32 protein-coding genes are annotated in these 26,248 nt (G+C 67.7%); 8 read left to right on the plus strand and 24 right to left on the minus strand.

The features are described 5' to 3' along the window. Nucleotides 1–3 precede the first annotated feature (3 nt). From AC4D6D_RS03315 to AC4D6D_RS03350, 8 genes are all read right to left on the minus strand, one after another. Nucleotides 4–168, minus strand: coding sequence for a hypothetical protein (locus AC4D6D_RS03315; RefSeq protein WP_491326485.1), 165 nt, complete (start codon nt 166–168; stop codon nt 4–6). After that, nucleotides 165–713 (minus strand): head-tail connector protein, encoded by a 549-nt coding sequence (locus AC4D6D_RS03320; RefSeq protein WP_491326486.1) that lies wholly within the window; start codon nt 711–713, stop codon nt 165–167. Before AC4D6D_RS03320 ends, AC4D6D_RS03315 begins: the two co-directional genes overlap by 4 nt. A gap of 129 nt (nt 714–842) precedes the next feature. Next, on the minus strand, nt 843–1,979 hold the full coding sequence (locus AC4D6D_RS03325) for a phage major capsid protein (protein WP_491326487.1): 1,137 nt from the start codon (nt 1,977–1,979) through the stop codon (nt 843–845). Nucleotides 1,980–2,043: 64 nt separating this feature from the next. Further along, a complete protein-coding gene (locus AC4D6D_RS03330) occupies nt 2,044–2,460 on the minus strand; it encodes an HK97 family phage prohead protease (RefSeq protein WP_491326488.1) in 417 nt (138 codons plus the stop codon). After that, nucleotides 2,457–2,765 (minus strand): DUF6127 family protein, encoded by a 309-nt coding sequence (locus tag AC4D6D_RS03335; protein WP_491326489.1) that lies wholly within the window; start codon nt 2,763–2,765, stop codon nt 2,457–2,459. The genes AC4D6D_RS03330 and AC4D6D_RS03335 overlap by 4 nt, the downstream gene beginning before the upstream one ends. Continuing rightward, on the minus strand, nt 2,762–3,925 hold the full coding sequence (locus tag AC4D6D_RS03340; protein ID WP_491326490.1) for a phage portal protein: 1,164 nt from the start codon (nt 3,923–3,925) through the stop codon (nt 2,762–2,764). The genes AC4D6D_RS03335 and AC4D6D_RS03340 overlap by 4 nt, the downstream gene beginning before the upstream one ends. Before the next feature lie 56 nt (nt 3,926–3,981). After that, the gene (locus AC4D6D_RS03345) at nt 3,982–5,310 is read right to left on the minus strand and encodes a DNA-packaging protein (RefSeq protein ID WP_491326491.1); all 1,329 of its coding nucleotides are present in this window, start codon (nt 5,308–5,310) and stop codon (nt 3,982–3,984) included. Further along, nucleotides 5,303–5,803: a hypothetical protein gene (locus tag AC4D6D_RS03350; RefSeq protein ID WP_491326492.1), complete on the minus strand. Its 501-nt coding sequence runs from the start codon at nt 5,801–5,803 to the stop codon at nt 5,303–5,305. Before AC4D6D_RS03350 ends, AC4D6D_RS03345 begins: the two co-directional genes overlap by 8 nt. Before the next feature lie 185 nt (nt 5,804–5,988). Between AC4D6D_RS03350 and AC4D6D_RS03355 the strand changes: the two genes are divergently transcribed. Further along, a complete protein-coding gene (locus AC4D6D_RS03355) occupies nt 5,989–6,627 on the plus strand; it encodes a YqaA family protein (RefSeq protein ID WP_491326493.1) in 639 nt (212 codons plus the stop codon). A gap of 6 nt (nt 6,628–6,633) precedes the next feature. Here the strand turns inward: AC4D6D_RS03355 and AC4D6D_RS03360 are convergent, their stop codons facing one another. The 4 genes from AC4D6D_RS03360 to dksA form a co-directional block, all read right to left on the minus strand. Continuing rightward, a complete protein-coding gene (locus tag AC4D6D_RS03360) occupies nt 6,634–7,023 on the minus strand; it encodes a DUF4112 domain-containing protein (protein WP_491327190.1) in 390 nt (129 codons plus the stop codon). A gap of 64 nt (nt 7,024–7,087) precedes the next feature. After that, complete coding sequence (locus AC4D6D_RS03365) at nt 7,088–8,650, minus strand: ABC transporter substrate-binding protein (protein ID WP_491326494.1); 1,563 nt, start codon at nt 8,648–8,650, stop codon at nt 7,088–7,090. A gap of 237 nt (nt 8,651–8,887) precedes the next feature. Further along, entirely contained in the window at nt 8,888–9,265 is a 378-nt protein-coding gene (locus AC4D6D_RS03370) for a PilZ domain-containing protein (RefSeq protein ID WP_491326495.1), read from the minus strand. 208 nt (nt 9,266–9,473) lie between these two features. Then, nucleotides 9,474–9,932, minus strand: coding sequence for an RNA polymerase-binding protein DksA (gene dksA / locus AC4D6D_RS03375; protein ID WP_132264661.1), 459 nt, complete (start codon nt 9,930–9,932; stop codon nt 9,474–9,476). A gap of 319 nt (nt 9,933–10,251) precedes the next feature. On the opposite strand from dksA, the gene AC4D6D_RS03380 reads away from it, so the two are divergent. Further along, a complete protein-coding gene (locus AC4D6D_RS03380; protein WP_491326496.1) occupies nt 10,252–10,593 on the plus strand; it encodes an SEL1-like repeat protein in 342 nt (113 codons plus the stop codon). Here AC4D6D_RS03380 and AC4D6D_RS03385 read toward each other — a convergent pair. Genes AC4D6D_RS03385 through AC4D6D_RS03405 form a run of 5 tightly spaced genes read right to left on the minus strand, consistent with a single transcriptional unit; the run spans nt 10,590 to nt 13,830 of the window. Further along, nucleotides 10,590–11,726, minus strand: coding sequence for a GNAT family N-acetyltransferase (locus tag AC4D6D_RS03385; RefSeq protein WP_491326497.1), 1,137 nt, complete (start codon nt 11,724–11,726; stop codon nt 10,590–10,592). The two genes, AC4D6D_RS03380 and AC4D6D_RS03385, sit on opposite strands and share 4 nt — an antisense overlap. Continuing rightward, complete coding sequence (locus tag AC4D6D_RS03390) at nt 11,723–12,493, minus strand: glycerophosphodiester phosphodiesterase family protein (protein ID WP_491326498.1); 771 nt, start codon at nt 12,491–12,493, stop codon at nt 11,723–11,725. Before AC4D6D_RS03390 ends, AC4D6D_RS03385 begins: the two co-directional genes overlap by 4 nt. Then, entirely contained in the window at nt 12,474–12,938 is a 465-nt protein-coding gene (locus AC4D6D_RS03395) for a RidA family protein (protein ID WP_491326499.1), read from the minus strand. The genes AC4D6D_RS03390 and AC4D6D_RS03395 overlap by 20 nt, the downstream gene beginning before the upstream one ends. 29 nt (nt 12,939–12,967) lie before the next feature. After that, on the minus strand, nt 12,968–13,624 hold the full coding sequence (locus AC4D6D_RS03400) for an HAD family hydrolase (protein ID WP_491326500.1): 657 nt from the start codon (nt 13,622–13,624) through the stop codon (nt 12,968–12,970). Continuing rightward, nucleotides 13,621–13,830, minus strand: coding sequence for a DUF3572 family protein (locus tag AC4D6D_RS03405; RefSeq protein WP_491326501.1), 210 nt, complete (start codon nt 13,828–13,830; stop codon nt 13,621–13,623). The genes AC4D6D_RS03400 and AC4D6D_RS03405 overlap by 4 nt, the downstream gene beginning before the upstream one ends. A gap of 129 nt (nt 13,831–13,959) precedes the next feature. On the opposite strand from AC4D6D_RS03405, the gene AC4D6D_RS03410 reads away from it, so the two are divergent. From AC4D6D_RS03410 to spt, 3 genes are all read left to right on the plus strand, one after another. Beyond that, the gene (locus AC4D6D_RS03410; protein WP_147216554.1) at nt 13,960–14,322 is read left to right on the plus strand and encodes a response regulator; all 363 of its coding nucleotides are present in this window, start codon (nt 13,960–13,962) and stop codon (nt 14,320–14,322) included. Nucleotides 14,323–14,425: 103 nt separating this feature from the next. Then, nucleotides 14,426–14,665 (plus strand): acyl carrier protein, encoded by a 240-nt coding sequence (locus AC4D6D_RS03415; protein WP_054442290.1) that lies wholly within the window; start codon nt 14,426–14,428, stop codon nt 14,663–14,665. A gap of 11 nt (nt 14,666–14,676) precedes the next feature. Next, entirely contained in the window at nt 14,677–15,915 is a 1,239-nt protein-coding gene (gene spt / locus AC4D6D_RS03420) for a serine palmitoyltransferase (protein ID WP_491326502.1), read from the plus strand. A 47-nt stretch (nt 15,916–15,962) separates the two neighbouring features. On the opposite strand, the gene AC4D6D_RS03425 is transcribed toward spt, so the two are convergent. Then, the gene (locus tag AC4D6D_RS03425) at nt 15,963–16,511 is read right to left on the minus strand and encodes an NADPH-dependent FMN reductase (protein WP_491326503.1); all 549 of its coding nucleotides are present in this window, start codon (nt 16,509–16,511) and stop codon (nt 15,963–15,965) included. Nucleotides 16,512–16,663: 152 nt separating this feature from the next. Here AC4D6D_RS03425 and AC4D6D_RS03430 point away from each other — a divergent pair, with 152 nt between their 5' ends. Further along, complete coding sequence (locus tag AC4D6D_RS03430) at nt 16,664–16,840, plus strand: hypothetical protein (RefSeq protein ID WP_491326504.1); 177 nt, start codon at nt 16,664–16,666, stop codon at nt 16,838–16,840. Nucleotides 16,841–16,843: 3 nt separating this feature from the next. Here the strand turns inward: AC4D6D_RS03430 and arfB are convergent, their stop codons facing one another. The 4 genes from arfB to pabB are packed head-to-tail and all read right to left on the minus strand — an operon-like array spanning nt 16,844 to nt 20,892. Next, complete coding sequence (gene arfB / locus AC4D6D_RS03435) at nt 16,844–17,260, minus strand: alternative ribosome rescue aminoacyl-tRNA hydrolase ArfB (protein ID WP_491326505.1); 417 nt, start codon at nt 17,258–17,260, stop codon at nt 16,844–16,846. Beyond that, the gene (locus AC4D6D_RS03440; RefSeq protein WP_491326506.1) at nt 17,257–17,910 is read right to left on the minus strand and encodes an RluA family pseudouridine synthase; all 654 of its coding nucleotides are present in this window, start codon (nt 17,908–17,910) and stop codon (nt 17,257–17,259) included. Before AC4D6D_RS03440 ends, arfB begins: the two co-directional genes overlap by 4 nt. Nucleotide 17,911: 1 nt before the next feature. After that, nucleotides 17,912–19,081, minus strand: a complete 1,170-nt coding sequence (locus AC4D6D_RS03445; protein WP_491327191.1) for a pyridoxal phosphate-dependent aminotransferase — start codon at nt 19,079–19,081, stop codon at nt 17,912–17,914. Between the two features lie 14 nt (nt 19,082–19,095). Then, nucleotides 19,096–20,892 (minus strand): aminodeoxychorismate synthase component I, encoded by a 1,797-nt coding sequence (gene pabB, locus AC4D6D_RS03450; RefSeq protein WP_491326507.1) that lies wholly within the window; start codon nt 20,890–20,892, stop codon nt 19,096–19,098. Between the two features lie 155 nt (nt 20,893–21,047). Here pabB and AC4D6D_RS03455 point away from each other — a divergent pair, with 155 nt between their 5' ends. Next, nucleotides 21,048–22,646, plus strand: a complete 1,599-nt coding sequence (locus tag AC4D6D_RS03455; RefSeq protein ID WP_491326508.1) for a helicase HerA-like domain-containing protein — start codon at nt 21,048–21,050, stop codon at nt 22,644–22,646. 42 nt (nt 22,647–22,688) lie between these two features. Here the strand turns inward: AC4D6D_RS03455 and AC4D6D_RS03460 are convergent, their stop codons facing one another. Both AC4D6D_RS03460 and AC4D6D_RS03465 read right to left on the minus strand, forming a co-directional pair. Further along, entirely contained in the window at nt 22,689–24,062 is a 1,374-nt protein-coding gene (locus tag AC4D6D_RS03460; RefSeq protein WP_491326509.1) for a glutamate--cysteine ligase, read from the minus strand. 262 nt (nt 24,063–24,324) lie between these two features. Next, on the minus strand, nt 24,325–25,080 hold the full coding sequence (locus tag AC4D6D_RS03465) for a 16S rRNA (uracil(1498)-N(3))-methyltransferase (protein ID WP_491326510.1): 756 nt from the start codon (nt 25,078–25,080) through the stop codon (nt 24,325–24,327). 237 nt (nt 25,081–25,317) lie between these two features. On the opposite strand from AC4D6D_RS03465, the gene ubiA reads away from it, so the two are divergent. Then, nucleotides 25,318–26,232: a 4-hydroxybenzoate octaprenyltransferase gene (gene ubiA / locus AC4D6D_RS03470; protein WP_491326511.1), complete on the plus strand. Its 915-nt coding sequence runs from the start codon at nt 25,318–25,320 to the stop codon at nt 26,230–26,232. The last annotated feature ends 16 nt before the right edge of the window (nt 26,233–26,248 follow it).

Here is a 26,248-nt window from a genome sequence, read left to right on the forward strand (position 1 = left end):
CGCTTATCCTTTCGCGAAAAGCGGCCAGACGAGATCGGCGCGGCGCCAGCGGCTCTCGTCGCCGCGTGCGGCCAGACGGCGGGTTTCGGCACGGGCGGCGGCAAGCGTTTCGGCGCGCGAGACGAGCCTGCGGGCGAAATCGTCGAACAGGACGCGGGCCGACATCATGCGAGGCGCATCCGGCGCCAGGGCCGCCATAGCGCCGCGACCGACGCGGGCGGCAAATGTGCGGCGCCGCTGCCGTCGCGCTCGCGGTGCTGGTGCGCGGCGAGGCGGATCATGCCGTGGCGCAGGCCATCGGGCAGGCTGTCCCAGTCGTCGGCCAGCCCGGCGGTGAAGCGCACCGCGACCTTGCGCGCCGCGCCGGAGAGGGCGAGCCGGACGCGCCCGGTGCCGTCGGCATCGAGGTCTATCTCGTAAGCCCCGGAGGACAGGACGAAGCGGCTGCCGTCGGCGTTCACGCCCTCGATCCCGGTGATCGCCTGGACCGGGCGGGTGGACAGCGCCTGCCATCCGGTGCGGGCGGGGAGCACTTCCTCGCAAGGCGCGACGAGCGGCATCCGGCAGGTGAAGGCCTCGCAGGTTTCGAGCGCGGCGGCGAGCAGGGCGGAAAGCGCGGTATCGTCGCGCGGGGTGGTGATGCCGAGCCATTGTTTTAGCTCCGCAAGCGTCGCGGACGGCAGCACCGGCGGCGTGAGAATGACCCGGTTCATGGGGGGCTCTGATCGGGAGAAAGGAAGGCGGATGGCCCGCGCCATTCGGGGGGCAGGAAATGGCGCGGGCCGCTGCTCAAGGCGCGGGGAGCGGAAAGGATGGCACCGCTCCCCGCACGACCTGTGGCGTCAGGCCGTGATCTTGAGCAGCTTGATCGCGTCGGAATCGAGCACCTGCCCGCCGATTCGCTTGGTCGCGTAGAAGTGGACGAAGGGCTTGTTGGTGAAGGGATCGCGCAGGATCGAGGTCGCGCTGCGCTCGGCGATCAGGTAGCCCGCGCGGAAGTTGCCGAAGGCGATCGGCAGGGCGCCCGCGGCGATGTCCGGCATGTCCTCGGCCTCGACCACCGGATAGCCGAGCAGGCGGTTCGGCTGGCCGTCCATCAGGCCCGGCTGCCAGAGGAACGAGCCGTCGGCGGCCTTGAGCTTGCGGACGACGGCCAGGGTCTTCGCGTTCATCACCCAGCTCGCGCCCTGGCGGTGGCCGCTCTTCAGCGCATGGACGAGGTCGATCAGCTTGAGTTCCGGCGCACTGTCGAAGCCGGTGGCATGGCCCGAGGCAAGGAACTGGAGCGTGCCGAAAGCGCGGGTCGCATCCGCCGTCGCGGCATTGGGGGCGGTGAGGAAGCCCTTGGGCTGGTTGGTGCCGCTGCCGCTGACGAAGGCGGCGCCTTCCGCGCGGGCGAACTCCATGGCGATCTCGTCGGCCAGCCACGACTGGATGTCGAAGGCCGCATCGTCGAGCATGGCCTGGCTCGCTGCCGGGTTGGCGTAGAGTTCACCGGCGGGCGGGGCGATCTCGGCGAAGTTCGGGGTGGCGGTTTCGGCGCGGGCGCCGGTCTCGCTCACCCAGCCCGAGGCGGTGCCGCCGGTGGTCACGAGCTTGCGATAGCCCGCCGAGCCGGTCTGCACGATCTGCGCGATCGCGCGGATCGGGCTGATCGACCTCAGGCGCGCCGAGATCAGCGCATCGACCTCGCGCGGGACCGCATAGCCACCGTCCGCGAGCACGGTTCCGGACAGCGACTTGATCTCGGTCTCGCGGCCCAGGCGCAAGTAGCCGTCGACGAAGCCCTTCACTTCGAGACTGGCGGGGGCGGCGCCTTCGATCACCGGACGGGCGGCGGCGCGGCTGACGCGGTCGAGCCGGGCCTTCACGTCGGCGACGTCGCCGCGCAAGCTCTCGACGGCGGCTTCGGTGGCGTCCTGACGGGCGACGAGATCGAACGAGGCGTCGAGCGCTTCGGCGGGAACAGGGGATTCCATCGGGCAGGGACCTTTCGGTTGAAGCCGCCGGTTCGGGCGGCAGGGAAATGGGAGAGCGAGGAAATCAGGAGATCAGGTGCACCCGCGCGCCGTGCTGCATCGGGTTGGTGACGAGGCTGACCTCGAACAGCTCCAGATCGAGCAGTTCGCGGCCCTCGGCGCCGGTGCGGCTGGCGCGGGCGCGGTAGCCGAACGAGAGGCCGGTCACCGTGCCGCGCCGCAGCGCGAGACCAGCGGCGCCGTCCGGGTTGTCCACCGAGGCCACGACGCGCAGGCCGCGCTCATCCTCGGCGGCGGTTTCGATCCAGCCGATCCGTAGGTCGGGCCGGTGCTGCCAGAACAGCGGCAGCGGATCGCGCCGCTCTGCGAGAGTCCGGGCGAAAGCGCCGGGGCGGATCAGGTCGCGCCCGGCGTCGCGCCTGCCGAACAGCGCGGCGTAGCCCGCGAAGCGCAAGGCGTGCTGAGCCTGTCGGAGCATCATCGCAGCAGCTCCCCGACGCCGAGGCGCACCGCGAGGCCGAGCAGCAGCAGCGCCAGCACCCCGCGCACGATCCAGCCGATGGCGGCGGCCTGGGCGCTGGCCTTGGCATCGCGCCAGGCCTGGAGCAGTTCGCGCAGCTCGGAGAGGTCGCCCGGCGCGGTCGCGTCGTCGAGGCCGATCCGCGATAGCATGCGCCGCGCGCCGACTTCGCTGGCTTCCTCGACGATGGCGCGCAAGGTCACGAGTTCACTGCCTTCGCTGGTTGCCTGGGCGAGCAGCCCGGCCAGCATGTCCCTATCGTTCATGATATGTTCCCTTCATCCTTCGAAGCCGGGGCGAGGCCGAGCAGGGCGCGCTTCTCTTCGGCATCGAGGAAGTCGGCGGCGCTCACTTGCGCCCAGAGTCGCTCGCGGTCCTCGGCAAGGGCGGGCACGCGGTCGAGGTCGATCGAAAGGCACGTATCCGGGAACCACGGCGCGAGGCCTTCGCAGAGTCCGGAAAGAATCTTCCCCGCCAGCGGCAGCAGGGTGAGCCGCCAGAGCGCGCGGTTGGCCTCGCGGTAGTTCGCGTAAGTGGCGTCGCCCGGCAGGCCGAGCAGCATCGGCGGCACCCCGAAGGCCAGCGCCACGTCGCGCGCGGCGGCGGCCTTGAGGGTGGCGAAGTCCATGTCCGCCGGGGTCATCGCCATGGCCTGCCACTTGAGGCCGCCTTCCAGCAGCATCGGCCGTCCGGCATTGCCCGCACCGGCATAGGCATTGGCAAGCTCGGCCTTGAGCCGGTCGAACTGGTCGCCGGTCAGGGTCTGGCCGTCGTCCGCCTCGTAGACCAGCGCGCCGGAAGGGCGGGCGGCGTTTTCCAGCAGCTGGCGGTTCCACTGCGCGGCGGCGTTGTGAGTGGCCACGGCCTCGTCGGCGGCGGCGAGGCAGCCCGCGCCGTAGTGGTCGTCGGCCGGGTGGAAGTGGCGGATGTGGATCACGTTGGGGGCGGCGTCCTCGTCCAGCAGCGGGATCGTCAGCCGCCGCCCGGCCACTTCGTAGGCGAAGGCGGCGGGCCAGCCGTCCTCGCCCGCGACGATCGAGACGCGCTCGGGCCGCAGGGCGAAGAGTTCGACCGGACGCCCTCGCGCGTCCTTGAGCACCTGCACATAGGCATTGCCGTGAAGCAGCAGGTGGCAGGCGAGCGTCTCCAGCAGCGACTGCCCGGCGCTGGTCTCGGTGACGAGTACCATGAGCCGGGGATCGGCAGGGCGCAGCGGGGCGCCGCCGATCCCCTCGGCCACCAGACGCACGGCCCGCTGGGCGACGGGGTTTTCGAGATAGGCGCGGCGCACCGCCGAGGCATATTCGAACGGCGCCCGCCCGCCGCCGCTCTCGGCGAAGAACCAGGGCGATGCCGGGCCGCGCGCCAGCGGCACGCGGGCACTCTCGCCCTTGAAGGCGGCGAGGAGGGTATCGATGAAGGACACGGGCGAGGGTTCCTTTCAGGGAATGTCCGGAGCGGTTCGCTCCCTAGGATGCGAAATCAGGCCACCCGCACCCGAGGCGCGCCGCCTTTGCCGAGCATCAGTTCGGTCAAGGCCCAGACCAGCGCATCGGCGCGGTCGGGCGAGCGCCCCGGTCCCTGATAGGACCCTCCGGCGATCAGCCCGCACATCTCGTCTTCCAGCGCCGGGAACAGCCCGGCATGGCGGACCCGCCCGGCTTCGTAGAGCGCGGCGACCGGCTCGGCGCGGGCGACTTTGCCCCGGCTGGCGTGGACCAGCCGCAGCGGCAGCGAAAGCTGCGCCGCGCGCAGGACCGAGCCGACCATCGCGCCGCCCTGGTTGGCTTCGGCCACCACGCGGTCGGCCTGCCAGGCCTCGGCGGCCCCGGCGACGGCGCGCGCCCAGCGTTCGGGACCGGCTTTCTCCACGGAGGCATCGGCGAGGACATGGGCCATGCCGTCGGCGCCGAGGCCGACCACCACGATCCCGCAGGCATCGCCGCCGTCCGAAGCCGGAGGATCGACCCCGACGACGATTCGGGTGCATTCGGGCGCGTGGTCCTCGCGGCAGGTCTCCAGCAGCGCCCGGCTCCAGAGCGCGCCTTCGATCTCGGCGATCAGTTCGCCGTCGATCTCCTGCCGCCCGAGCAGGCTCTGCCCGAAGGAGCCGCGCATCGTGTCGAGGAAGCGGGCAGGCAGGTTGGCGGCATTGTCGAACGTGCTGCCGCGCGTCACCGCCACTTCGCCGCGCTCGCTTTCGGCGAGGAAGCGCATGACCAGTGGCACGCTGCGCGGGGTGGTGGTGGCGACGACACGCGGATCGCGGCCAAGCCGTAAGCCCATGAGCAGGTTGTCCCAGCTTGCCACCGCGCGGGCGGCGGCATTGTCCCACTTGGCGACTTCGTCGCACCAGGCATGGCTGTGCTGGGGGCCGCGCAGTGCTTCCGGCTCGGCGGCCGAATAGAGCGTCGCCTGCGCGCCATTCGGCCAGGTCAGCCGCCGCAGCGAAGGCTCGAAGACCGGCCGCCGCCACGGCGCGCCGACCGAGAGCAGGCCGCTCTCGCCCTCGACCATGACCGCGCGCGCCTCGCCGAGATGGGCGGCGACGAGGGCGATGCGCGCCTCGGGATCGTTTTCGGCGATCTCGTTGACCCATTCGGCGCCGCAGCGGGTCTTGCCGAAGCCGCGCCCGGCCATGACCAGCCAGACCCGCCAGTCGCCCGCCGGGGCCAGCTGCGAAGGCCGCGCCCAGACCCGCCAGTTCCAGCGCCATTCGCGCTGTCCGGTGGGGCCGAGCTGCACCGCGAAGCGCTCCAGTTCGGCCTCGTCGGCCTCGGTCAGCCAGTGCAGGGGATCGGCTTCAGCCATGCTCGGCCTCCTTGCGGGCTTCTGGGCGGGTTTCCGGGCGGGTTTCCAGCGCGCGCCGCGCCGTGACCTGCTCGCGCAGCTGCGCCAGCTTGGCCTGGATCGAGGCGCGGACGGCGGCAAGGTCCTCGTTCTCCCGCGACGCCCTTTCGCGCGCCACGGTCTCGCGGTGGAGGCCGAGCAGGCGCAGCGCGGTGGCGTTGTCGAACTTGACCTCACCGTCCTTGGGATCGCCGAAGCGCAGGCGGTAGAGCAATTCCATCTCCAGGTTCTCGTAGCCCTCCAGCAGGGCGGCGCGCCAGGCGCGGGCGAAATCGGGTTCGGTGCGGCGCAATCGATAGGCCCGGCCCGCGGGAACCCCGGCGGCGGCGCTGGCCGCGCTGACGTTCGAGGTCTCTGCCAGCGCGGCAAGGAACTGCGCGCGCCACTGCCCCTCGGCCGTCCCGCCGCGAGGGCACGGGTCGGCGCCGGGCGAAGCCTGGTCTGGCTCTGCCATGTGGGATCATCCCTGCTGTTGATTTGCGATGCGGTGCGAAGCGAGCCAGCGAATCAATCGCTCTCGATGTTCTTGGTTTGTACCAATTGTGGATCGCAATGTCAAGAGAGATAACCAAATGGGTTATAACTTGCTGGGGCGCTGCGGGCCTACTAAGCAAGCCACACAATTACCCGGAGAACTCGATGCTGCGCCGCCTTTACGACTGGACCATGGCTAAGGCGGCGCACCGCCATGCCGAATGGTGGTTGGCGCTGTTCGCCTTCCTGGAGGCCAGTTTCTTCCCGGTGCCGCCGCATCCGCTGCTGGGCCTGATGTGCCTGGCCGAGCCGAAGAAGGCGATTCGCTTCGCGGTGATCGCCACGCTGGCCTCGGTGACGGGGGGGCTGCTGGGCTATGCGATCGGCCACTTCGCCTACGAGGCTTTCGGCGAGGCGCTGCTGCGGGCGCTGGGGCTGGCGGACAGCTTCCCCAAGGCGGCCTGCTACCTCCGCGAATATGGCGCGGAGATCATCGTGGTGAAGGGCGCGACGCCGATCCCGTTCAAGCTGCTGACGATCACCGCCGGTTTCATCGGCATGAATCTCGCGGTGTTCATCGGTGCCTCGATCGTCTCGCGCTCGATCAGCTTCATGATCGTCGGCGTGCTGTTCCGCCTGTTCGGCGCGCCGATCAAGGCGGTGATCGACAAGCACCTCGGCAAAGTGACGGCGGCGTTCGCGGTGGCGGTGGTTGCCGGTTTCCTCGCGGTGGCCTTCCTCGGCGGCGGCACCAAGGAAGCCAACCAGAAGTGCGATCTGGCCGCCGTTACCCAGGCGGCCTGAGCGTTCCTAGCCTTCAATCACCCGCGCATGCGGGTGATGCTTGTCGATGTGCTTGCGGATGATCCTGAGGTTGCGGCTGTTCGAGCGGAACACGAAGTCGAACAGATCGCCCGCCACGGGGATCGCGCCCAGCAAGGTGTCGAAGCCGACATTGGCGGTCATGCGGGCCAGCTGCCACTTCGACATGCCGAGGTTGCGGGCCTCCCACACGAGGTACATGCCCAGCAGTCCCGCGATCACGTCTCCGGCTACCGGCACCAGACCGATTACCGCGTCGAGACCGATCTTGCGGCGGATGCCGGGCAGGGCGATGGCGCGCTCCAGCACGTATTCGAGCATTTCCACGCGGCGCAGAATCGATACCGGGTCGGTGCCGAGCGGCAGCTCCATGTCCATGCGCCGCGCGGTAGTCTGTCCAGTCGCCAAAGTCCTGCCTCTCCTCTGAAGGGCTTACCGGACTTTACTTGGGGACCCAGGCGAGCGGCATCAAGGGGTGCCAACCCCAGGTGTTCGGCGCGAAACCGGCGACGCTGCCGCGCACCAGCGACCAGCGGATCGGGGTTCCGAAGGGAATGAAGACATTGGCTGCGGTCAGTTCGGCCTCGGCTTCGGTCAGCAGGGCGGCGCGTTCGTCCGGCGTGGCGGCGGAGGCGGCTTCGGCCACCCGCGCGTCGGCATCGGCGGAGCAGAGGCCGCGCCGGGCGCTACACGACAGGCGGTTGAGGAACCAGGCGGCGCGCGGATAGCGGGCGACGTCGTCGACCAGCCGCAGGTCCGCCGTTTCCGCTTTGTCGGTGCGGACGAGGTGGACGCCGATCGCCGCGAAGTCGGCCGTGAGTTTCACCAGCAGGGTATCGGCACCGCTGCCCGAGGGCAGCCAGACGGTCAGGCGCGGCCCGCCCGCGATCGGCGCAGGGGAGGGGGACGGCGCGCCGCGACCGCCGCGAACCACCGGCGACGCGGGGGCCTCACCGGCGCGCGCTGCGCCCGAGGCTCCCGCGGCCCAGCGGCGCACCCGTGCCATGGCGAGGGCGCGGCGTTCGTCCAGCGACTGTTCGCTCCAGCGCTCGCCGATGGTGCCGAGATCGCCGTCGAGGCTGGGGCTGACGATCCGGCTCGTCGCCGACCAGCCGCCGAGGCTGAACGGGGCGATCAGGCCCTCGCGGTCGATGGCCATGGCCAGCGCCTCGCGGTTGGCGGGATCGGCCAGGAAGCCCTTGTCGCTGGCGACCTGAAGCCCGAACAGGCCGACCACCGGATCGACCTGGATCGTCCCGCGCAGGATGCCGACCGAGCGGGTCAGTGGAAAGTCCTGGATCTCGCCGCCCATGACGAGATCGACTTTGCCCGCGTTGAAGGCCTCCACGGCGGCGGGGCCGTCCAGCACCGAAAGGTCGATCCGGCGGGTGCGGCGCGGCCAGTTCTCCACGGCGGGCAGGCCGAGGCTGGCCGGGTCGATCGGCGTCAGCCGCGCCGTCCCCTTGCCACCATCCAGTCGCATCGGCCCGGCACCCCGGTCCTTGAAGCTCAGCCCCAGTTCCGGCTGGGCGAGAAGCTGGAGCAGGTAGGGCATCGGCCGGGTGAGGCGGATTTCGATGACGCGTCCGGCCATCGTACGGATCTCGTCGATCCCGGCGAGGTCGTGGGCCAGCGGGTTGTCGTCCAGCGCCTTGAGCGCAGTATCCAGCGCCTTCTTCGCGGAATCGGCGGTGAGCGGATCGCCCGAGGCCCAGTCCCCGTCGCGCAGGCGGAAGATGTAGCTCTGGCCGTCGTCGGTGACGATCCAGCGATCGGCGAGGGCGGGGATGACGCGGCCCTTCTCGTCGAAGGAGACCAGCCCCTCGACAGTCGAGGCCCTGACGAGCTGGCTTGCCAGAGTAGCGTTCTCGCCGATGTCGAAATTCTCGGGCGGGGAGCCGATGACGGCGACGCCCAGCGCCGAATTGTCGGTGCCCCCGCAGGCGCAGAGAGCCAGCGCGGCCGGAAGGACCATGGCCCGAATGGCTTTGCGCGGCGCGGACATTTCCTAGGCCTAGTCGATTTGCCGCCGGTCGCAAATGGTTCGGGCGGAAGCAGGCGCGATTTTTCCGGGGAGGTCCTGTTCAGAGTTGGTTTGGAAAATGCCCCGTCGGGCATTTTCGTTGCGGCACCGGCCCACGCCCCCACCCGACCTCCCATCAGAATACACTAGTGGGAGGTCGGGTGGGGGCGTGGGCCGGTGCCGCCAAAATCCGCCTGCGGCGGATTTTCAAACAAACTATCAGAGTTTGCGCAGGTTCTTCGGCTCGGTTGTCGCGGGGGAATACTGCGCTTCGTAGTTGCGCACGAAGTTGGGCTTTTCGTCCGGCACCGGGGCCACGGCGCCGCGCGCCAGCTTGGGATCGATTTCCTCGATGAAGGCCACGCCGAAGCGGTTTTCCTGAACCCAGGCGATCGTGCCGGGGACCCAGCCGATATTGCGGATGTTCACCGCGACCGTCGTGCCGCGCACCACCTGGACCCCGCCTTCGCCCATCATCCCGCCGGCGGAGAGGTTGCGGACCTTGATCCGGTACTCGCTGTCCAGCCCGTCGATCCGCAGGTCGGCCATGAGGAACAGGCTGTCACGCGCAATCTGGCGATTTTCGATCTGGGTCATGCGTTCTCGTCCGGCATTCGGTCCGGCAATGATATCACGAAGCCCGGCCTGCGAAAGCCCCGGTTGATGATAAGCACCGCCTCGCGCGCAAGGCACGTTTGCGGTCGATAACTATAAGGAAATGGCAAACAAAACCTTAACGCCCCGAACGACGGAAATGCCGCGCAGCCCGCCGGATCGGGGCGAAAGAATTGAAATGGCGCTTTTCTTATTCTTCGCGCGAGACCTTTTCGCGGCGCTCGTGCGCTTCCTGGGCCTCCACGGTCATGGTGGCGATCGGACGAGCTTCGAGACGGCCGAGGCCGATCGGTTCGCCGGTCACTTCGCAATATCCGTATTCACCTTCCTCGATCCGGCGCAGGGCGGAATCGATCTTGGCGATCAGCTTGCGCTGGCGGTCGCGGGTGCGCAGCTCGATGCCCCAATCGGTCTCGCTGGACGCGCGATCGTTGAGGTCGGGTTCCCGGATCGGGCCGTCCTGAAGTTGTGCCAGCGTACCGGCAGAGGCGTCGAGAATCGATTTTTTCCAGGCGAGCAGAAGCCGCCGGAAGTAGTCTTGCTGAGCCTCGCACATGTAGGCTTCGTTCTCTACGGGAACATAAGAACCGCCAAGCATGCGCTTGGCCTTGGCGAGGACATCAATTTCGTCAGCTAGGGCCGTTGCCATCCAGAGAATCTCCGCACGAATCCCCCCGGCCTGCCTACGCCCTGCGACCCCGGATTTTTCCAGTGGCCTCCCGGCAAACCGCGGTGTCGCGGCCTATAGGGCCGCCCCCTTACCTGCACAAGGCTATAACCATGGCAGTCCACAAAAAACCTGAATGCCGGATGCTGTCCCACCGGCTGATGCACAAGTTTCTTTCCCGATACTGCTGCGTAAACTTACAGGGATTGTTTCGGGTATATGCTTAACGCTTTGTTGACCAACTTGGTGCCAGCTTCCCTCCATCGGACCGTAGGGGCGGCAGACCGGGAGTGAGCCGACTATGAAACAGGCCTGGATCGCAAGCGAGCGTCTCGTCGATATCACGCAACCCGCAGGTAGGGAGGCGGGCGATCTTTTCCTGCCCGAGCGCCTTGCCGCGGCGGCCATGGGCGACGGTTCGGCCTGTTTCGACCTTGGCGTGGTGTTCTCCACCGGCAGTCACGGCGCCGCCTGCGACCTGATAGAGGCGCACAAGTGGTTCAACCTCGCCGCTGTTGCAGGAGACGGGGAAGCCGCGCAGTGCCGCGCCGATGTGGCCGAGGAGATGACCGCGCGCGAGATCGCCGAAGCCCAGCGCCGCGCCCGCCAGTGGCTGGCGGCTTCGGCGCGCGAAGCGGCCTAGGCCTTCCGGAACGGCGTCCTGCCGTCCAGCAGAAGCTGGTCGTCCGCAATGCCCGCACGCTCCTGTTCCAGGTAATCGGCGATGGCGGCGCGCAGGCCCTCGTGGACGATGTAGTGCGCCGAGACCGTCCGCACCGGCTCGTAACCGCGCGCCAGCTTGTGGCCGCCTTGCGCGCCCGCTTCCACTCGCGACAGGCCGAGCGCGATGGCGGCATCGATCGCCTGATAATAGCACAGCTCGAAATGCAGGAAGGGCTTGTCCACCACCGCCCCCCAGTAGCGACCGTATAGCGCCTCGCTGCCGATGAAGTTCAGCGCGCCCGCCACCGGCCGTCCGTCGATATAGGCGAGCACCAGCAGGATGCGGTCGGCCATCGTCTGCCCCAGTAGCGAGAAGGCCTCGCGGGTCAGGTAGGGATGGCCCCATTTGCGCGCGCCGGTGTCCTGATAGAAGGCCCAGAAGGCGTCCCAGTGCTCCTCGCGCAGATCGCTCCCGGTCAAGTGCCGGATGTCGACGCCTTCCTGCGCCTTTTCGCGCTCCTTGCGGATGTCCTTGCGCTTGCGCGAGGAAAGCGCGCCGAGAAAGCCGTCGAAATCGGCATAGCCGCGGTTTTCCCAGTGGAACTGGATATCCTCCCGCAGCAGCCAGCCCGCCGCCTCGAACAGCGGCACTTGCGCCGGTTCGATGAAAGTCGCGTGGGCGGAGGACAGGCCGTTGTCGCGGCAGATCGATTCCGCCGCGGCGATCAGCGCCGGGGCCAGTTCCGGGTGCGGCGTCAGCAGCCGGGGGCCGGTCGCCGGAGTGAAAGGCACGGCGATCTGGAGTTTGGGGTAGTACGACCCGCCCGCGCGGTGCCAGGCGTCGGCCCAGGCGTGGTCGAAGACATATTCGCCCTGGCTGTGCTGCTTGAGATAGGCCGGAAGCGCCGCTGCCAGCCGTCCGTCCGGCCCGGCGACGGTGATCGGCACCGGGGTCCAGCCGGTGCCTTCGCCGACGCTGCCCGATTCCTCCATGGCCGCGAGGAAGGCGTGGCAGACGAAGGGATTGCCGCCGCCGGTCAGGGCGTCCCATTCCGCCGCCGGGAGCCCGCCCACCGCGCCGTGGAGCCGCTCGACGAACGCGCCGTCACTCATGCCGGTTCTTCCGAGGGGCGCTCGAAGATCACTGCATCGGCGTGGAGACCGGCGCGTTCGTGATGGTCCGGGCGACGCACCGTCCAGGTCGCCACCGGCAGCCCGCGCTTGCGCTGGGCGGTGGCGAAGCGGCTGGGCAGGTCGCGGATATCATAGGCCAGAAAGTCCGGCGCGGCCTGCCAGAGCGCCGCGCGGCGCCGGATCTTGCCGGGCAGGGCGCGATCCTCGCCTTCCGAGACGATCAGCCCGCGCACCGTGTGCGGGGAATGGCGGCGAAACCAGCGCGAGACGCGCGGGTCGAAACTCATGACCGCATGGGGGCCGGTATAGCCCTCCAGCACCCGGCGCACGGCCAGGCAGAGCGCGGCGATGCGGGCGCCGCGCGAGGATTTCAGCTCGATCAGCACCGGCTGGCGGCCGTCGATCAGGTTGAGCGCCTGGCGCAGGCTGGGAATGCTCTCGGCGGTTCCGCCCAGCGTCACGACGGCAAGCTGGGCGGCGCTGTGGCGCGCGATCGCGCCGGTCTCGCCGGTCAGGCGGTCCAGCACCGAATCGTGGAAGACCACCGGGGTGCCGTCGCCCGCGCGCTGCACGTCGAGTTCGATGCCATAGCCCTCCTCGATCGCCAGCCGGAAGGCCGCGAGCGAGTTTTCGGGAATGACCGCGCCGTGCAGCCCGCGATGGGCATAGTCGTGCCCGCCGATCCACGCGACCTTGCGCGGATCGGGCGGCGGCGAAAGCCAGCTATCAAGCAGGGCGAACGGCAACGATGGCGTCCACTTCGACGGCGGCGCCGAGCGGCAGCACCGGCACGCCGACGGCGCTGCGGGCATGTTTGCCAGCTTCGCCGAACACCGCGACCATCAGTTCCGACGCGCCGTTGGCGACTTTGGGCTGGTCGGTGAAGTCACCCGTGGAGTTGACGAAGGCGCCCAGCTTGACCACGCGCTCCACGCGGTCGAGCGAGCCGAGCGCGGCCTTGAGCTGGGCCAGGATCATCACCGCGCAGGCCTGCGCCGCCTCGACGCCCGATTCGAGGTCGACGTTCTCGCCCAGGCGGCCGGTCACCAGCTTGCCTTCGACGAAAGGAAGCTGGCCCGAGACATGGGCGAGGCCGCCCGCGACGACCACCGGCACATAAGCCGCGACCGGGGCGGCGGGTTCGGGAAGGGTCAGCCCAAGCTCGGCCAGGCGGGATTCGATTGCGCTCATCTTCGGGATCTTCCTTGTGAGGGACGGAGTCAGGATTCGGTCTTGGTCGCGTCGCTGCGCGTCAGCCAGTCGATCAGCCAAGGCGCGGCGTCCTGCCAGCGGTCGATTCGCGCATGGGCATGACCGGCGACATGGGCGCAGGCGATATGCGGGGCGAGCAGCGGCTCGGCACAGAGATGCAGGCGGCCGATCTCGGGCGCGAAGTCCGCCACCGAGCCGTGGTGCTGGGCCAGATCGTCCACGAAGACCGCGCGCGAGGGTTGGTATTCGTCGAGAATCGCCTTCAGCGCCGGACCTTTCGGTCCCTGGTTGGTGAAGACGCGCACGTCGATGCCGTGCTCCGCCAGTTGCCGGCGGCGGGTTTCCTGGCGGAAATCCATGAGATTGGTGAGCACGACGACATCGGCATGGGCGGCGATCTCGCGCATGGCGGCGACGGCGCCGTCGACCGGGGTCTGGCGGTGCATCTGGCCGTCGAAGAACTTGTTGAGCAGCGACCACATCTCCGCCTGCTCCAGCAGTTCGCCGGATTCGGTGCGGCGCATCGCCCCTGCGAACTCGCCGCGATCGAGCGCGAAAGTGACGCCTTCGTCCTCGGCCAGCCAGTCGCGGAAATGCGTGACCATGTAGAGCAGCACTTCGTCGCAGTCGGTGATGAGCAGGGGGCGGCCCGGGCGATTCGTCATGCGCCGAGCCTTTTCAGTGCGCCAACCAGCGTTTCCGGCGAAACTTCCAGCGCCTCGGCGGCGGCGACGAGGTCCGGCTCGTGCGAGCAGAGGAATTCCAGCACCGCTGCCATCGTCGCGGGCTGGCCCAGCGAGGCGCGCAAGACGTCCGGGGTCAGGCCGGTCAGCGCCAGAAAGCGCTCGGCACGGTCCTGGTCGGTCAACACCCAGCCGAGCGCGGCGAGTGCCAGAGCCTGCGGGTCCTGCGATGGGGATGGCGACTCTCGAAGAATTGTCAGTCTCGCTTGCGTGTCTTAGAGCGGGTGTCCCCGACCTAGATGGTGATCCCGCGTCGAATGGCAAAGCGTATCCTAGTTGTCGAGGACAACGACCTCAATCGGAAGCTCTTTTGCGATGTGCTCAGGAGCCAGGGCTTCGCCGTGGAGCCGGTGGCCGACGGCCTCGACGCGCTGGAGCGCGCGCGCCAGTTCGTGCCCAACCTCGTCATCATGGACATCCAGCTGCCCAATGTCTCGGGCCTGGACCTGATCGAGGCGGCCAAGAAGGACGCGGTCCTGCGCACGATCCCGGTGCTAGCCGTCACTGCCTATGCGGGCAAGGGCGACGAGGAACGCATCCGCGAGGCAGGCGCCGAAGGCTATCTCGCCAAGCCGGTGTCGATCGGGCCGTTCATGCAGGCGGTCCGCGCGCTTCTGTGATAGGGCGAATGCCGCCTGTGCTTGACTTTACCCCTCGCCGCCGCTTTTGCGCCGCAATTATCGGCCAGAGCGCCGCCCGAATATTACCGGAGTTGAAATGACCATGGACCGCGCAGAGACCTCGGCCCGCATCGCCGCGCTGATCGAGCCGTTCAACAAGAAGGGCGTCGAGATTACCGACGCGACCCGTTTCACCGACGATCTCGAATTCGACAGCCTGACCGTCATGGACTTCGTGGCCGAAATCGAAGACGGGTTCGACATCATCATCTCGATGAACCAGCAGGCCGAGATCGAGAACTACGGCCAGCTCGTCGACGCCGTGGTCAAGCTTCAGGGCTGAAGGGCTTCGCGATGACCGACATGCTCAGCGACAACGAAACCCAGGCGCATACGGACCTGTTCAGCAAGTTCGATCCCCTGATCGAAATGCGCCGCGATCTGCTTTCCACAGGCGTCACAGATCCCTTCGGCCTCGTCATGGAAAAGGTGATCTCGCCCACCGTGGCGATGTGCAACGGGCGCGAGACGATCCTGCTCGGCACCTACAACTACATGGGCATGACCTTCGATCCGGACGTGATCGCGGCGGGCAAGCAGGCGCTGGACGACTTCGGTTCGGGCACCACCGGCAGCCGCGTGCTCAACGGCACGTACGCCGGGCACAAGGCGGTCGAGGAAGCGCTATGCGACTTCTACGACATGAAGCACGCCATGGTGTTCTCGACCGGCTATCAGGCCAACCTCGGCATCATCTCGACGATCGCGGGCAAGGGTGACTACATCATCCTCGACATCGACAGCCACGCCTCGATCTGGGACGGCTGCAAGATGGGCGACGCCGAAGTCGTGCCGTTCAAGCACAATGACATCGAGGCGATGGAAAAGCGCCTGCGCCGCATTCCCGAAGGCGCGGGCAAGCTGGTCGTGCTGGAAGGCGTCTACTCGATGCTGGGCGATATCGCCCCCCTCAAGGAGATGATCGCGGTCGCCAAGAAGTACGGCGCCATGGTGCTGGTGGACGAAGCGCACTCGATGGGCTTCATCGGTCCCAACGGCCGCGGCGTGGCCGAGGACCAGGGCTGCCTCGACGATGTGGACTTCGTGATCGGCACGTTCTCCAAGTCGGTCGGCACCGTCGGCGGCTTCTGCGTCTCGAACCACCCCAAGTTCGAGATCATGCGCCTGGTCTGCCGTCCCTACGTTTTCACCGCCAGCCTGCCGCCCAGCGTCGTCGCCACCGCGACCACCTCGATCCGCAAGCTGATGACCGCTGCCGAGAAGCGCGCGCATCTCTGGGAAAGCTCGCGCACCCTGCACAAGGGCCTGACCGATGCGGGCTTCCAGCTCGGCACCGAGGAGCCGCAGAGCGCGATCATCGCCGTCATCATGCCCGATCTCGAACGCGGCGCGATGATGTGGGAAGCGCTGCTGCACGAGGGCCTCTACGTGAACCTCGCGCGTCCCCCGGCGACCCCTGCCAACATGACCCTGCTGCGCTGCTCGCTCTGCGCCGAACATTCGGCCGAGCAGGTCCAGCAGATCATCGGCATGTTCACCCGCGCGGGCAAGACCGCCGGGATTCTGGCTTGATTTGATCCGTCGTCCCGAGGTTCGCCTCGGGACGACGGTTTCCCCTTTTAATCCTTGTGGCGTTCCACCAGCTTGAGGAACGCTTCCAGCCAGCCGCCGACGAACCCGGCGGACTGTTCGCCGATTTCGCCGTCCGGGGTGATCAGGCCGTCCTTCCACTGGATGAAGGCTTCCGGCGCGCCGAGGGTCGGCATGTCGAGATAGCCGAGCACGTTGCGCAGATGCTGCTGCGCCAGCGCCGTGCCCATGGCGCCGATGGAAACCCCAATGGTCCCCGCAGGCTTGCCCGCCCAGGCGCTGTCGCCATAAGGGCGCGAGGCATTGTCGATGGCGTTCTTCAGCACGCCCGGGAACGAGCGGTTGTATTCCGGCGTCACGAAGATCACGCCGTCGCTGCTGCGCACCAGCGCCTTCAGGTCCTTCACCGACTGCGCCTGGTCGCCGTCCTGGTCCTGGTTGTAGAGCGGCAGGTTGCCGATATCGGCGAAGACGAATTCATGCCCCGAGGCGGCGGGCAGGCGAATCAGGGCCTCTGCGAACTGGCGGTTGTACGATTCGGCGCGAAGGCTTCCGACGACGATGACGATCTTCGACATGACGACTCCTCATGGCAGTTGCTGTGGGGGGACCGGTATCGGTGCAAACCGTGTCGGTTGGAAGTCCGGGAAGTCGAAAGGGTTGCGAAGGCGTGTGGCTATGGTGATCCCAGCCGTTTGAGATGGCCACGTTCCTCCGCTATGCAAACGGTATGAGAACCCTCTGCATCCTGTTCGTGATTTTGACGCTGGCAGCTTGCGGCAAGTCCGATCCCGCGCCGGGACCGGGCAGCGTCACGGTCGGCGAAGCGCGGGCACTGGGTGAGGCGGCGGAGATGCTCGACGCGCGGCCGGAGCCGACCGCCTCCCTTGCAGCGGAGAGCGAGTGAGCTTCAGTCGAAGCTGACTTTGCCGCGCCCGGCCTTGACCGAGCCGCGCAGCTTCTTGCCCTTCAGCCGCTGTTCCTTGCCCACCCGGTTGAGGCGGCTCTTGGCGCGCTTTTCGGGCAGCTTGTGGGCATCGCGCAGCATTTCCGCGAGGCGTTCGCGGGCATCGGCGCGGTTGGCTTCCTGGGTGCGGAAGCGGCGGGCGGTGAACATCAGTTCGCCGCCCGAGGTCATGCGGCTACCCGCCAGTTCCTTCAGCCGTGCGAAGACCAGTGGCGCCAGCCGCAGGGCATAGACGTTGATCCGCAGCTGGACCGCCGTCGCTACCTTGTTGACGTTCTGGCCGCCCGGCCCGGAGGCGGCGATGAAGCTCTCGCTCGCCAGGGCCTGGGCGCGGTCTATCGTGGCTTCAACCTCGCTCATTCATCGCTGAAGCCGAGCGCGGCGAAGTCCCTGGGCAGCGGGGCCACGGCAACGATCGGTTCCTTGTCGCCGCGCGGCACGGTGATACCGGCTGCGTGCAGCATCGTGCGCGGCGCGCCCTTGCTGGAGCCGTAGACCGGATCGCCGAGCAGCGCATGGCCGAGGCCGGAGGCGGCATGGACGCGGATCTGGTGGGTACGGCCGGTTTCGGGGCGGAATTCCACGAGGGTCAGCCCGTTCTTCTCGTCCAGCTTGCGCCAGTGGGTGACGGCGGGCTTGCCCTTCTTCGCCGGGATCATGCGCCAGCCGTCCTTGACGGTGCTGACCTTGGAGAGGTTGAGCGCGATCGTGCCTTCCTCTTCGGTCAGCGTACCGGCGACGATGCCGAGGTAGCGCTTCTGGACCTGCTTCTCCTCGAAGGCGGCGGAAAAGCGCTTCAGCGCCTTCGGGTTACGCGCCAGCAGCAGGCAGCCGGAGGTGTCGCGGTCCAGCCGGTGCACCGGCGCGGGCAGGCGCTGGAAGCCCAGTTTCAGCTCGTCCAGCCGGTCTTCGAGGCTCGGCCCACCGGCGCGCGGCGTATCGAGCGGGAGGCCGCCGGGCTTGTCGATGACCAGCGCTTCGCCGTCCTCGAAGAGGATTTCCAGTTCCATGTTACGTCAATGCTTTCTCTATGCGCTGCAGCGCTTCTTCGAGCCGCGCGTCGTCCGCGGCGAAACTGATGCGGAAGCCGTTCTGTCCGCCGAATGCCGAGGCCGGAACCAGCGCCACGCCGTGCTCCAGCAGGTGCAGCGTCAGCTTCACGTCGTCCCCGCCGAAGCGGTCCATGAGCGGAGTCGCGTCGATCATGCAGTAGAACGCGCCATCGGGCGAGGGCGTGGACAGGCCGGGAATCGCGTTGATCGCCGAAACGACGCTGTCGCGCCGCTGGCGGAACCGCTCGCGCCATTCGGTCAGGAAGTCCTGCGGCCCTTCGAAAGCGGCGACGGCAGCGGCCTGGCTGATCGAGCAGGGATTGCCCGAGGAATGCGACTGGAGCTTTTCCATCGCCTTGATGAGCCACTGCGGCCCGGCGGCGACACCGATGCGGAAGCCGGTCATCGCATGGCTCTTGGACACGCCGGAGACGGTCAGCATGCGGTCCGCCAGATCCGGGCAGAGGTTCGCCAGCGTCACATGCGGGCGTCCGGTATAGTTGATCGGCGCGTAGATATCGTCGGACAGCACCATCACCCGCGGGTGGCGACGCAGCACGTCGCCGATGCCGCGCAGCATGTCCTCGGGATAATAGGCACCGGTCGGGTTTCCGGGGCTGTTGAGCAGCACCCAGAGCGTGCGCGGGCCGATCTGCGCTTCCAGATCGGCGGGCGTGAAGCGGAAATTGTCCTTGGGCGAGGTGCGCAGCGGCACGACCTTGCCGCCCGCGAAACGCACGATCTCCGGATAGCTTACCCACCACGGCGAGGGCACGATCACTTCGTCGCCTTCGCCCACGGTCGCCAGCATCGCGTGGAAGATCGCCTGCTTGCCGCCCGCGCTGACCGTCACTTGCGAAGGTGGAACCTCGATGCCGAGATCGCGCCTGAAATGCAGCGCGGCGGCCTGCTTCAGCTGCGAGGTGCCGCCGACCGCCGTGTACTTGGTCTGCCCGGCGTCGAGCGCGGCCTTGGCAGCCTCGATCACATGGGGAGGGGTGTCGAAATCGGGCTCGCCGACCGAGAGCGAGATCACGTCGATGCCGGATTCGCGCAGGGCGATGGCGCGGTCGGTCATCGCGGTCGTCCCGGAGGGGGCGATGCGGGCGAGGGCAGCGGAAGTGTGCATCAGGTGAGCAGCCGTCACTTGAGGAGCTGGGCGGGCATCAGGCCGCGCAGGGCATTGCCGATCAGGAAACCGTCCGAGAGGTCGTCCAGCGTCAGGTCCGCCTCGACCGCGCGACCCTGCTCGATCAGCGAGCGGCGCAGCACGCCGGGCAGCAGGCCCAGCGCGGCGGGCGGGGTCAGCAGCACGCCGTCACGCTCGACGAAGAGACTGGTGAAGCAGCCTTCGGTCAGCAGTCCGTCATCGCGCAGGAACAGCACTTCCTGTGCTCCGGCGTTTTTACCCACGGCCAGACCGGCATTGTAGAAACCGCGATCGCTGGTCTTGTGGCGCAGGCGCCAGTCGCCGCTGTCGACCGGAAGCGGCAGCACGCCGACCGTTACCGGGCCGTCGAACTCTGCGGGTAACTCCGCCAGTTCCAGCGCATAGACGCCGCTGCGGGCAGTGACGAGGCGCAGCCTGGCGGGCGCATCGGCATCGAAGCAGAGCGCCTGGATCGCATTGCGCACGGCATGGCGGTCAAAACTGAAACCCAGCGCCTCCGCACTGGTACGGACCCGCTCCAGATGGAGTTCCAGCAGCGGAATGCCCTCTTCGGGCGTGAAACGCATCGTCTCGACAAGATCGAAACTGGCGGGTGAAGTTGCCCCTGCCGAATCTCGCACGAAACCCCCTTTGACCAGGCATTCCCGCCATTCGGGAAGCGCTTGTGAATCGGCGACCACCGCCGAACCGACACCGAGTATCGCACGGCCCGCCATGCCCTTGGCGTCCGGCGACAGACGCAAGGTGCGGATTGCCACATTGAACGCCGCATCGCCAGTAGGTTCGATGAAACCGATCGAGCCGCAATAAGGTCCGCGCGCGTGGCGTTCGACCTCGGCGATCAGCTCCATCGCCCGGATCTTGGGCGCGCCGGTGATCGATCCGCAGGGGAACAGCGCCCGCAGCAGATCGGCCGCGCCTTTGTCCGGCGAAAGGCGGGCGTGGACGGTGGAGACCATCTGGTGGACCGTCGGGTAACTCTCGATCGCGAAAGGCTGCTCCACGCGGACGCTGCCTGCCTCCGCCACGCGCGACAGATCGTTGCGCATGAGGTCGAGGATCATCAGGTTTTCCGCGCGATCCTTGGTGCTCGTGGCCAGCTCCTCGCGCAGCAGTGCGTCCTCGGCGGCGTCCTGCCCGCGCGGGCGGGTGCCCTTCATCGGGCGGACGGTGACCGTGCGCCCGTCCAGCGCGAAGAACAGTTCGGGCGAGAAGCTGAGCAGCCACTCGGCGCCGTTGCAAATGACAGCGCCATATCCGGCGGCGGCGGCGGGGCGGATCGCGGCGTAGAGCGCCAGCGGATCGCCGTGCCACGGGCCTTCCAGCGGCAGGGTCAGGTTGACCTGATAGATGTCGCCCGCCTCGATGGCACCGTGGATAGCCTCGAAGGCGCGGGTGTAGTCGCCCGTGGAGACCAGCGGGTCGAGCGGGCCGATGCCGAGTGGTCCGGGCGTGGCGTTTTCGGCCAGCCAGCGCGGAATATCGGCGGCGGGGACCGTCTCGAAGCCCGTGAAGGCGCCGAACCAGACCAGCGGGCCTGCGGTCTTGCGCAGCCCGGCAAGGCGCGGCTCCAGCGCCTGCCCCGCTTCGTAGGCGAGGTAGCCCGCCAGATGTAGCCCCTCTGCCGACAGCGCCTCGATCCGGGCGAGGGCGGGCAGCACATCCTCTTCGGTGTGGGCGACGACGATTTCCACCGGGTCGCGGTAGATGCGCGCGTCGGCTGCGCCCTCCGGGCGGGCGTCGTCGAAAAGGAAGAAGGGCTGGGACATGGCTTGGACAGCGCCTTTAGCGCCCGATCCCCGGCGGCACCAGTGCGCTTCGTCGCAAGGCTTCGGGCAAGTTCTTGGGCAAGGTTTCGGCAAAATCCCTCTCGCCCTTGCCGAAGGCGCGTTCTATCACTTTCGCACGGTGCAAGGAGGCATGAATGGAAGAGATTTTCCTGGGACTCGGTGCCAACGGTGAACGGCAGGTTCTGCAGCTGGGGCGCGCCAATCGCCACGGCCTGATCGCGGGGGCGACGGGCACCGGCAAGACGGTGACGCTCCAGACGATTGCAGAACAGTTTTCCGCCGCCGGGGTGCCGGTGTTCCTGGCCGACGTGAAGGGCGATCTTTCCGGCATCTCCATGTCCGGCAGCCCGCAGTTCAGGAACGCCGCCGTGCTGGAGGCGCGGGCGAAGGAAATCGGCCTGACCGATTACGCCTATTCCGACAATCCGGCGATCTTCTGGGACATCTACGGTGAGCAGGGCCATCCCGTCCGCACCACGATCTCGGAAATGGGGCCGCTGCTGCTGTCGCGGCTGATGGACCTCAACGATACGCAGGAAGGCGTGCTCAACGTCGTCTTCCGCTATGCCGACGAGCAGGGGCTGCTGCTGCTCGACTTGCCCGACTTGCAAGCAATGTTGGCCCATGCCGCCGAGAATGCCTCCGAGCTTTCGACGAAGTACGGCAATATCACCAAGGCCAGCGTCGGCACGATCCAGCGCCAGCTTCTGGCACTCGACAGTCAGGGCGCGGCGCAGTTCTTCGGCGAACCGGCGCTGGAAATCGCCGATTTCATCCGCTGCGACGACAAGGGGCGCGGCTACATCAACGTGCTCGCCGCCGACAAGCTGATGCGCAGCCCGAAGCTCTACGCGACGTTCCTGCTCTGGCTGCTGTCCGAATTGTTCGAGGTGCTGCCCGAAGTGGGCGATCCCGAAAAGCCGAAGCTGGTGTTCTTCTTCGACGAGGCCCACCTGCTGTTCGACGATGCCCCCAAGGCCTTGCAGGACAAGGTCGAGCAGGTCGTCCGCCTCGTCCGCTCGAAGGGGGTGGGCGTCTACTTCATCTCGCAGAACCCCATCGATATCCCGGAGGAGATCGCGGGCCAGCTCGGCAACCGCGTGCAGCACGCCCTGCGCGCGTTCACCCCGCGCGACCAGAAGGCGATCAAGGCAGCGGCGGATACCTTCCGCATCAATCCCGAACTCAACGTCGCGGCGGCGATCACCGAGTTGAAGGTCGGCGAGGCGCTGGTTTCCACGCTCGACGATCAGGGCGCGCCCACGGTGGTCCAACGTACCCTGATCGCGCCGCCGCGCTCGCGGCTGGGGCCGGTGGAGCCGAAGGAGCGGGCGATCATCCAGTCGATCAGCCCTTACGAAGGCAAGTACGACACCCCGATCAACCGCGAAAGCGCTGAGGAAGTGCTCGCCGCAAAGGCCGCCGACGCTGCCGCGACCGCACAGGAAGTGGCGGAAAAGGGCGCTTCCGAGGTCGGCAAGCAGGAACGCCGGAGCCCCAGCCTGTGGGACGGCCTGGGCGGCAAGGTCGCCAAGGCGGCGGCAGGCGCGGCGGCGGCGAGTGCCGGGTCGATCCTCGCGCAGTCGGTGCAGGGTAAGAAGAGCCGCGCCAATCCCAAGGCTTCGGCAGCCAGCGCGGCGGCGGGCACGGTGGGCGATGCTTTCGGCAAGGCCATCGGTTTTCCGGGGCTTGGCCGGTTTGCCCGAAACCTGATCGGCGGGCTGATGCGCTGAACGAAGAAGGGGCGGTCCTGTGAGACCGCCCCTTTCCCTAATTCAGAAGCTCTTCACCGCGTAGATCTTCGATAGATCGCCGCCCCATTCGCCGTTGTAGAGGTCGAGCAGGCGCTCGGCGGGAACCTTGCCGCTGGCGACGATCTGCGCGAGCGGTTCGAGGTAGCCGGTCTCGTTGTCCCCGCCCGCATTGAGGAAATTGCGCGCGGCAAGGCCGGAACGCGAGATGTCGATCACTTCCGCAGCGATCTTGCGCAGCGTGCCGCCGCCGGGAAGCGGTGCGTCGAGGCCGAGCTTCGGCACGGAATTGCGCAGCAGTTCGCGCCCTTCCATGTCCCAGTCCTTGACGAGATCCCAGGCCGCGTCGAGCGCGCCCTGGTCGTAGAGCAGGCCGACCCACAGCGCGGGCAGGGCGCAGATCCGGCCCCACGGGCCGCCGTCGGCACCGCGCATTTCGAGGAAGGACTTCAGCCGCACTTCGGGGAAGGCGGTGGAAAGGTGATCGGTCCAGTCCGACAGGCGCGGAAGCTCGCCGGGGAGCACCGCAAGCTCGCCCTTCAGGAAGTCGCGGAAGGAATGCCCGGCGGCGTCGATATACTTGCCGTCGCGGAACACGAAATACATCGGCACGTCGAGCATGTAGTCGACATAGCGCTCGTAGCCGAAACCGTCCTCGAACACGAAAGGCAGCATGCCGGTACGCGCGGGATCGGTGTCCGACCAGATGTGGCTGCGATAGGAAAGGTAGCCGTTGGGCTTGCCCTCGGTGAAGGGCGAATTGGCGAAGAGCGCGGTCGCCAGCGGTTGCAGCGCCAGCGAGCTGCGGAACTTCTTCACCATGTCCGCCTCGCTCGAATAGTCGAGGTTGACCTGGATGGTGCAGGTCCGCAGCATCATGTCGAGGCCCATGGAGCCCACGCGCGGCATGTGCCGCAGCATGATGTCGTAGCGGCCCTTGGGCATGATCGGCAGTTCGGCGCGGGTCTTGTCCGGCCACATGCCAAGGCCGAGGAAGGCCTTGCCGATGCGGTCGCCGATGGTCTTCACCTGCGCGAGGTGGCGCCCGGTCTCGGCACAGGTCTGGTGCAGGTTCTCCAGCGGCGCGCCGGAAAGCTCGAGCTGGCCCGCCGGTTCCAGACTGACGGTGCCGTCGCTGCCCTTCATGGCGATGACGTTTCCGCCCTCGATGATCGGCTCCCAGCCGAACTCGGTCAGGGCCATCAGCAGATCGCGGATGCCCCCTTCCTCGGCATAGGACGGCGCGTGGTGATCGGCCGTGTCATAGACGAACTTTTCGTGCTCTGTACCGATCCGCCACGCCTCGCGCGGCTTTTCGCCCGCAGCCATCGGCGCGGCGAGTTGGTCCAGGCTTTCGATCACCGGATCTTCGCGATCCGAAACCTCACGGGTGCTCATGGCGGCGGAGTTAGTGCGGGCTGCGTTCGGACGCTACAACTTTTTGTACCGAGCGGTTTGTTTTGTTGTGGGACTCAGTCAGAAAGGGAAGATTCCGGGGGATGATCCCCCGGACCCTCGGAATGTCTACCGTGCGCGCCATCTATCCGTCGCGGGCTCCCTGCGGCGCAGCCAATAAGTCTCCCGACGCGGCCATGAGCGCACAACGAATAGGTCGCGCGTGACCTTGACAGTTTGGGGGTGCAGGGGCGATGGCCCCTGCTTATCCTTCTTCCGACCAATCCCCGGCAACCGCCATCCAAAGCGCGGTAGCCCCGATACTCGCGGTCTCCCCGCGCAGAATCCGCGGCCCGAGGGTGATCGCCTGCGCCATAGGATGCGCGCGGACGAGCGCCCGTTCCTCATCGTCGAAGCCGCCTTCCGGGCCGACCAGCAGCGCCGCCGGGCCGGAGTGCGCGGCGAACCGGGCGGCGGCGGGTGCACCGCCGGTTTCATCGGCGAAGAACAGCGCGCGGTCCTCGGGCCAGTCGCGCAGGAGCACTTCCAGTTTCAACGGCTCGGTCACTTCCGGCAGCGCGGTGCGGGCGCATTGCTCGGCGGCTTCGGTGACGATCGTGGCCGCCCGTTCGGCATTGAGCTTGTCGGCCACGCAGCGGCGGGTGACGAGCGGCTGGATCCGGGCCACGCCGAGTTCGGTGGCCTTTTCCAGCACGAGATCGAAGTTCGGCTTCTTGAGCAGTGCGGCGCAGAGCCAGAAGTCGGGCACGGCCTCGCGTTCGCGGAGGCGGTCGCGGACTTCCAGCGTGACGTCGCGCTTGCCTGCGGCGGTGACGGCGCAGGCCCATTCGCCGGTCTGGTCGTCGCAGAGGATCACCGCGTCGCCCGGCGCGACTCGCATGACCTTGGAGAGGTAGTGCGCCTGCCCGCCTTCGATCGCGACGCTGCCGCCTTCGGCCAGGGGGCCGGTGACGAAAAGGCGCGGCGCGCTGCGCGGGGGCCAGGCGGGGGTGGCGGCCATGATCTTGTCGATGCTCCGGAAAATTGACGGCGCCCTTTTCGCGCGAAGCGGTTTTGCGTGCGACCGGACGTAGAGAGCACATGTGCTAGAGCATTTTCTAATCAGGTGGAATCACCTGATGACTCGGAAAATGCGGCAAACCAGAAACGGAGAGCAGGTGATCCGATGCAGTCGGATCACCTGCTCTCATCACGTTCGTTCATGACATCAGGCGTCCAATGGGCTAATCGTTCGGGCGTGAACGACTCTCTTCTCGTCCCCGATACGCAGCATCGCGGAATCGTTGCGGCCCTGCCCAAGACACCGCGCGCTTATGCCATGCTGGCCCGTTTCGATCGCCCGATCGGTTGGTGGCTGCTGTTCTGGCCTTGCGCCTGGGGCGTGCTGTTGGCGGGCGGCGAGGCGCGCTGGGGGCTGATCCTCTGGCTGCTGGTGGGGTCGATCGCGATGCGCGGCGCGGGCTGCGTGCTCAACGACATCGTCGACGCCGATCTCGACCGCAAGGTGGCCCGCACGGCCTCGCGTCCGGTGGCGAGCGGGCAGGTCAGCGTGAAGGCGGCCTGGGCCTGGCTGCTGTCGCTCTGCGCGGTGGGCCTCGTGGTGCTGTTCCAGTTGCGCTGGCAGGCGCAGCTCGTGGCGCTGGGCAGTGTGGCGCTGGTCGCCGCCTATCCGTTCATGAAGCGGATCACCTGGTGGCCGCAGGCCTGGCTGGGCATGGTCTTCACCTGGGGCGCGCTGGTCGGCTGGATCGAGATTCGCGGAGACCAGCTGGCGGTGATCGCCGCGCTCTATGCCGGTTCGATCTTCTGGTGCATCGGCTACGACACGATCTACGCACTTCAGGACCGCGAGGACGACGCCGTCGTTGGCATTCGCTCCTCGGCGCTGCGTCTCGGCAGCCATGTGCGGGGCGGCGTGGCGGGGTTCTACGCGCTGGCCCTGGCGTTCTGGGCGCTGGCGTTCTGGACCCTGCGGCAGGACTGGGTGGCGCTGGTGGCGCTGGTGCCGGTTGCGCTGCATCTCGGTTTCCAGATCGTCACGCTGAATACCGAGGACGGCGACAACGCCCTTGCCCGGTTCCGTTCGAACCGCGACCTTGGGCTGGTCATGGCGCTGGCCTGCTGGGTGGTAGGCAACGCCGGAATCCTATGATTCCGGCGCTCTCAGC

This window comes from Novosphingobium sp. BF6 (genome assembly GCF_058273105.1).

Coding starts and splice junctions, on each gene's coding strand:
- pabB (WP_491326507.1), bottom strand. CDS start 20,892: ATGTCCCAGCCCTTCTTCCTTTTCGACGACGCCCGCCCGGAGGGCGCA.
- AC4D6D_RS03330 (WP_491326488.1), bottom strand. CDS start 2,460: ATGATGCTCCGACAGGCTCAGCACGCCTTGCGCTTCGCGGGCTACGCC.
- spt (WP_491326502.1), top strand. CDS start 14,677: ATGACCGACATGCTCAGCGACAACGAAACCCAGGCGCATACGGACCTG.
- AC4D6D_RS03345 (WP_491326491.1), bottom strand. CDS start 5,310: ATGGCTGAAGCCGATCCCCTGCACTGGCTGACCGAGGCCGACGAGGCC.
- AC4D6D_RS03370 (WP_491326495.1), bottom strand. CDS start 9,265: ATGACCCAGATCGAAAATCGCCAGATTGCGCGTGACAGCCTGTTCCTC.
- AC4D6D_RS03355 (WP_491326493.1), top strand. CDS start 5,989: ATGCTGCGCCGCCTTTACGACTGGACCATGGCTAAGGCGGCGCACCGC.
- arfB (WP_491326505.1), bottom strand. CDS start 17,260: ATGAGCGAGGTTGAAGCCACGATAGACCGCGCCCAGGCCCTGGCGAGC.
- AC4D6D_RS03410 (WP_147216554.1), top strand. CDS start 13,960: ATGGCAAAGCGTATCCTAGTTGTCGAGGACAACGACCTCAATCGGAAG.
- AC4D6D_RS03460 (WP_491326509.1), bottom strand. CDS start 24,062: ATGAGCACCCGTGAGGTTTCGGATCGCGAAGATCCGGTGATCGAAAGC.
- AC4D6D_RS03335 (WP_491326489.1), bottom strand. CDS start 2,765: ATGAACGATAGGGACATGCTGGCCGGGCTGCTCGCCCAGGCAACCAGC.
- AC4D6D_RS03415 (WP_054442290.1), top strand. CDS start 14,426: ATGGACCGCGCAGAGACCTCGGCCCGCATCGCCGCGCTGATCGAGCCG.
- AC4D6D_RS03465 (WP_491326510.1), bottom strand. CDS start 25,080: ATGGCCGCCACCCCCGCCTGGCCCCCGCGCAGCGCGCCGCGCCTTTTC.
- AC4D6D_RS03445 (WP_491327191.1), bottom strand. CDS start 19,081: ATGCACACTTCCGCTGCCCTCGCCCGCATCGCCCCCTCCGGGACGACC.
- AC4D6D_RS03385 (WP_491326497.1), bottom strand. CDS start 11,726: ATGAGTGACGGCGCGTTCGTCGAGCGGCTCCACGGCGCGGTGGGCGGG.
- AC4D6D_RS03425 (WP_491326503.1), bottom strand. CDS start 16,511: ATGTCGAAGATCGTCATCGTCGTCGGAAGCCTTCGCGCCGAATCGTAC.
- AC4D6D_RS03440 (WP_491326506.1), bottom strand. CDS start 17,910: ATGGAACTGGAAATCCTCTTCGAGGACGGCGAAGCGCTGGTCATCGAC.
- dksA (WP_132264661.1), bottom strand. CDS start 9,932: ATGGCAACGGCCCTAGCTGACGAAATTGATGTCCTCGCCAAGGCCAAG.
- AC4D6D_RS03395 (WP_491326499.1), bottom strand. CDS start 12,938: ATGAGCGCAATCGAATCCCGCCTGGCCGAGCTTGGGCTGACCCTTCCC.
- AC4D6D_RS03325 (WP_491326487.1), bottom strand. CDS start 1,979: ATGGAATCCCCTGTTCCCGCCGAAGCGCTCGACGCCTCGTTCGATCTC.
- AC4D6D_RS03350 (WP_491326492.1), bottom strand. CDS start 5,803: ATGGCAGAGCCAGACCAGGCTTCGCCCGGCGCCGACCCGTGCCCTCGC.
- AC4D6D_RS03455 (WP_491326508.1), top strand. CDS start 21,048: ATGGAAGAGATTTTCCTGGGACTCGGTGCCAACGGTGAACGGCAGGTT.
- AC4D6D_RS03365 (WP_491326494.1), bottom strand. CDS start 8,650: ATGTCCGCGCCGCGCAAAGCCATTCGGGCCATGGTCCTTCCGGCCGCG.
- AC4D6D_RS03315 (WP_491326485.1), bottom strand. CDS start 168: ATGATGTCGGCCCGCGTCCTGTTCGACGATTTCGCCCGCAGGCTCGTC.
- AC4D6D_RS03320 (WP_491326486.1), bottom strand. CDS start 713: ATGAACCGGGTCATTCTCACGCCGCCGGTGCTGCCGTCCGCGACGCTT.
- AC4D6D_RS03380 (WP_491326496.1), top strand. CDS start 10,252: ATGAAACAGGCCTGGATCGCAAGCGAGCGTCTCGTCGATATCACGCAA.
- AC4D6D_RS03400 (WP_491326500.1), bottom strand. CDS start 13,624: ATGACGAATCGCCCGGGCCGCCCCCTGCTCATCACCGACTGCGACGAA.
- AC4D6D_RS03430 (WP_491326504.1), top strand. CDS start 16,664: ATGAGAACCCTCTGCATCCTGTTCGTGATTTTGACGCTGGCAGCTTGC.
- AC4D6D_RS03360 (WP_491327190.1), bottom strand. CDS start 7,023: ATGGACATGGAGCTGCCGCTCGGCACCGACCCGGTATCGATTCTGCGC.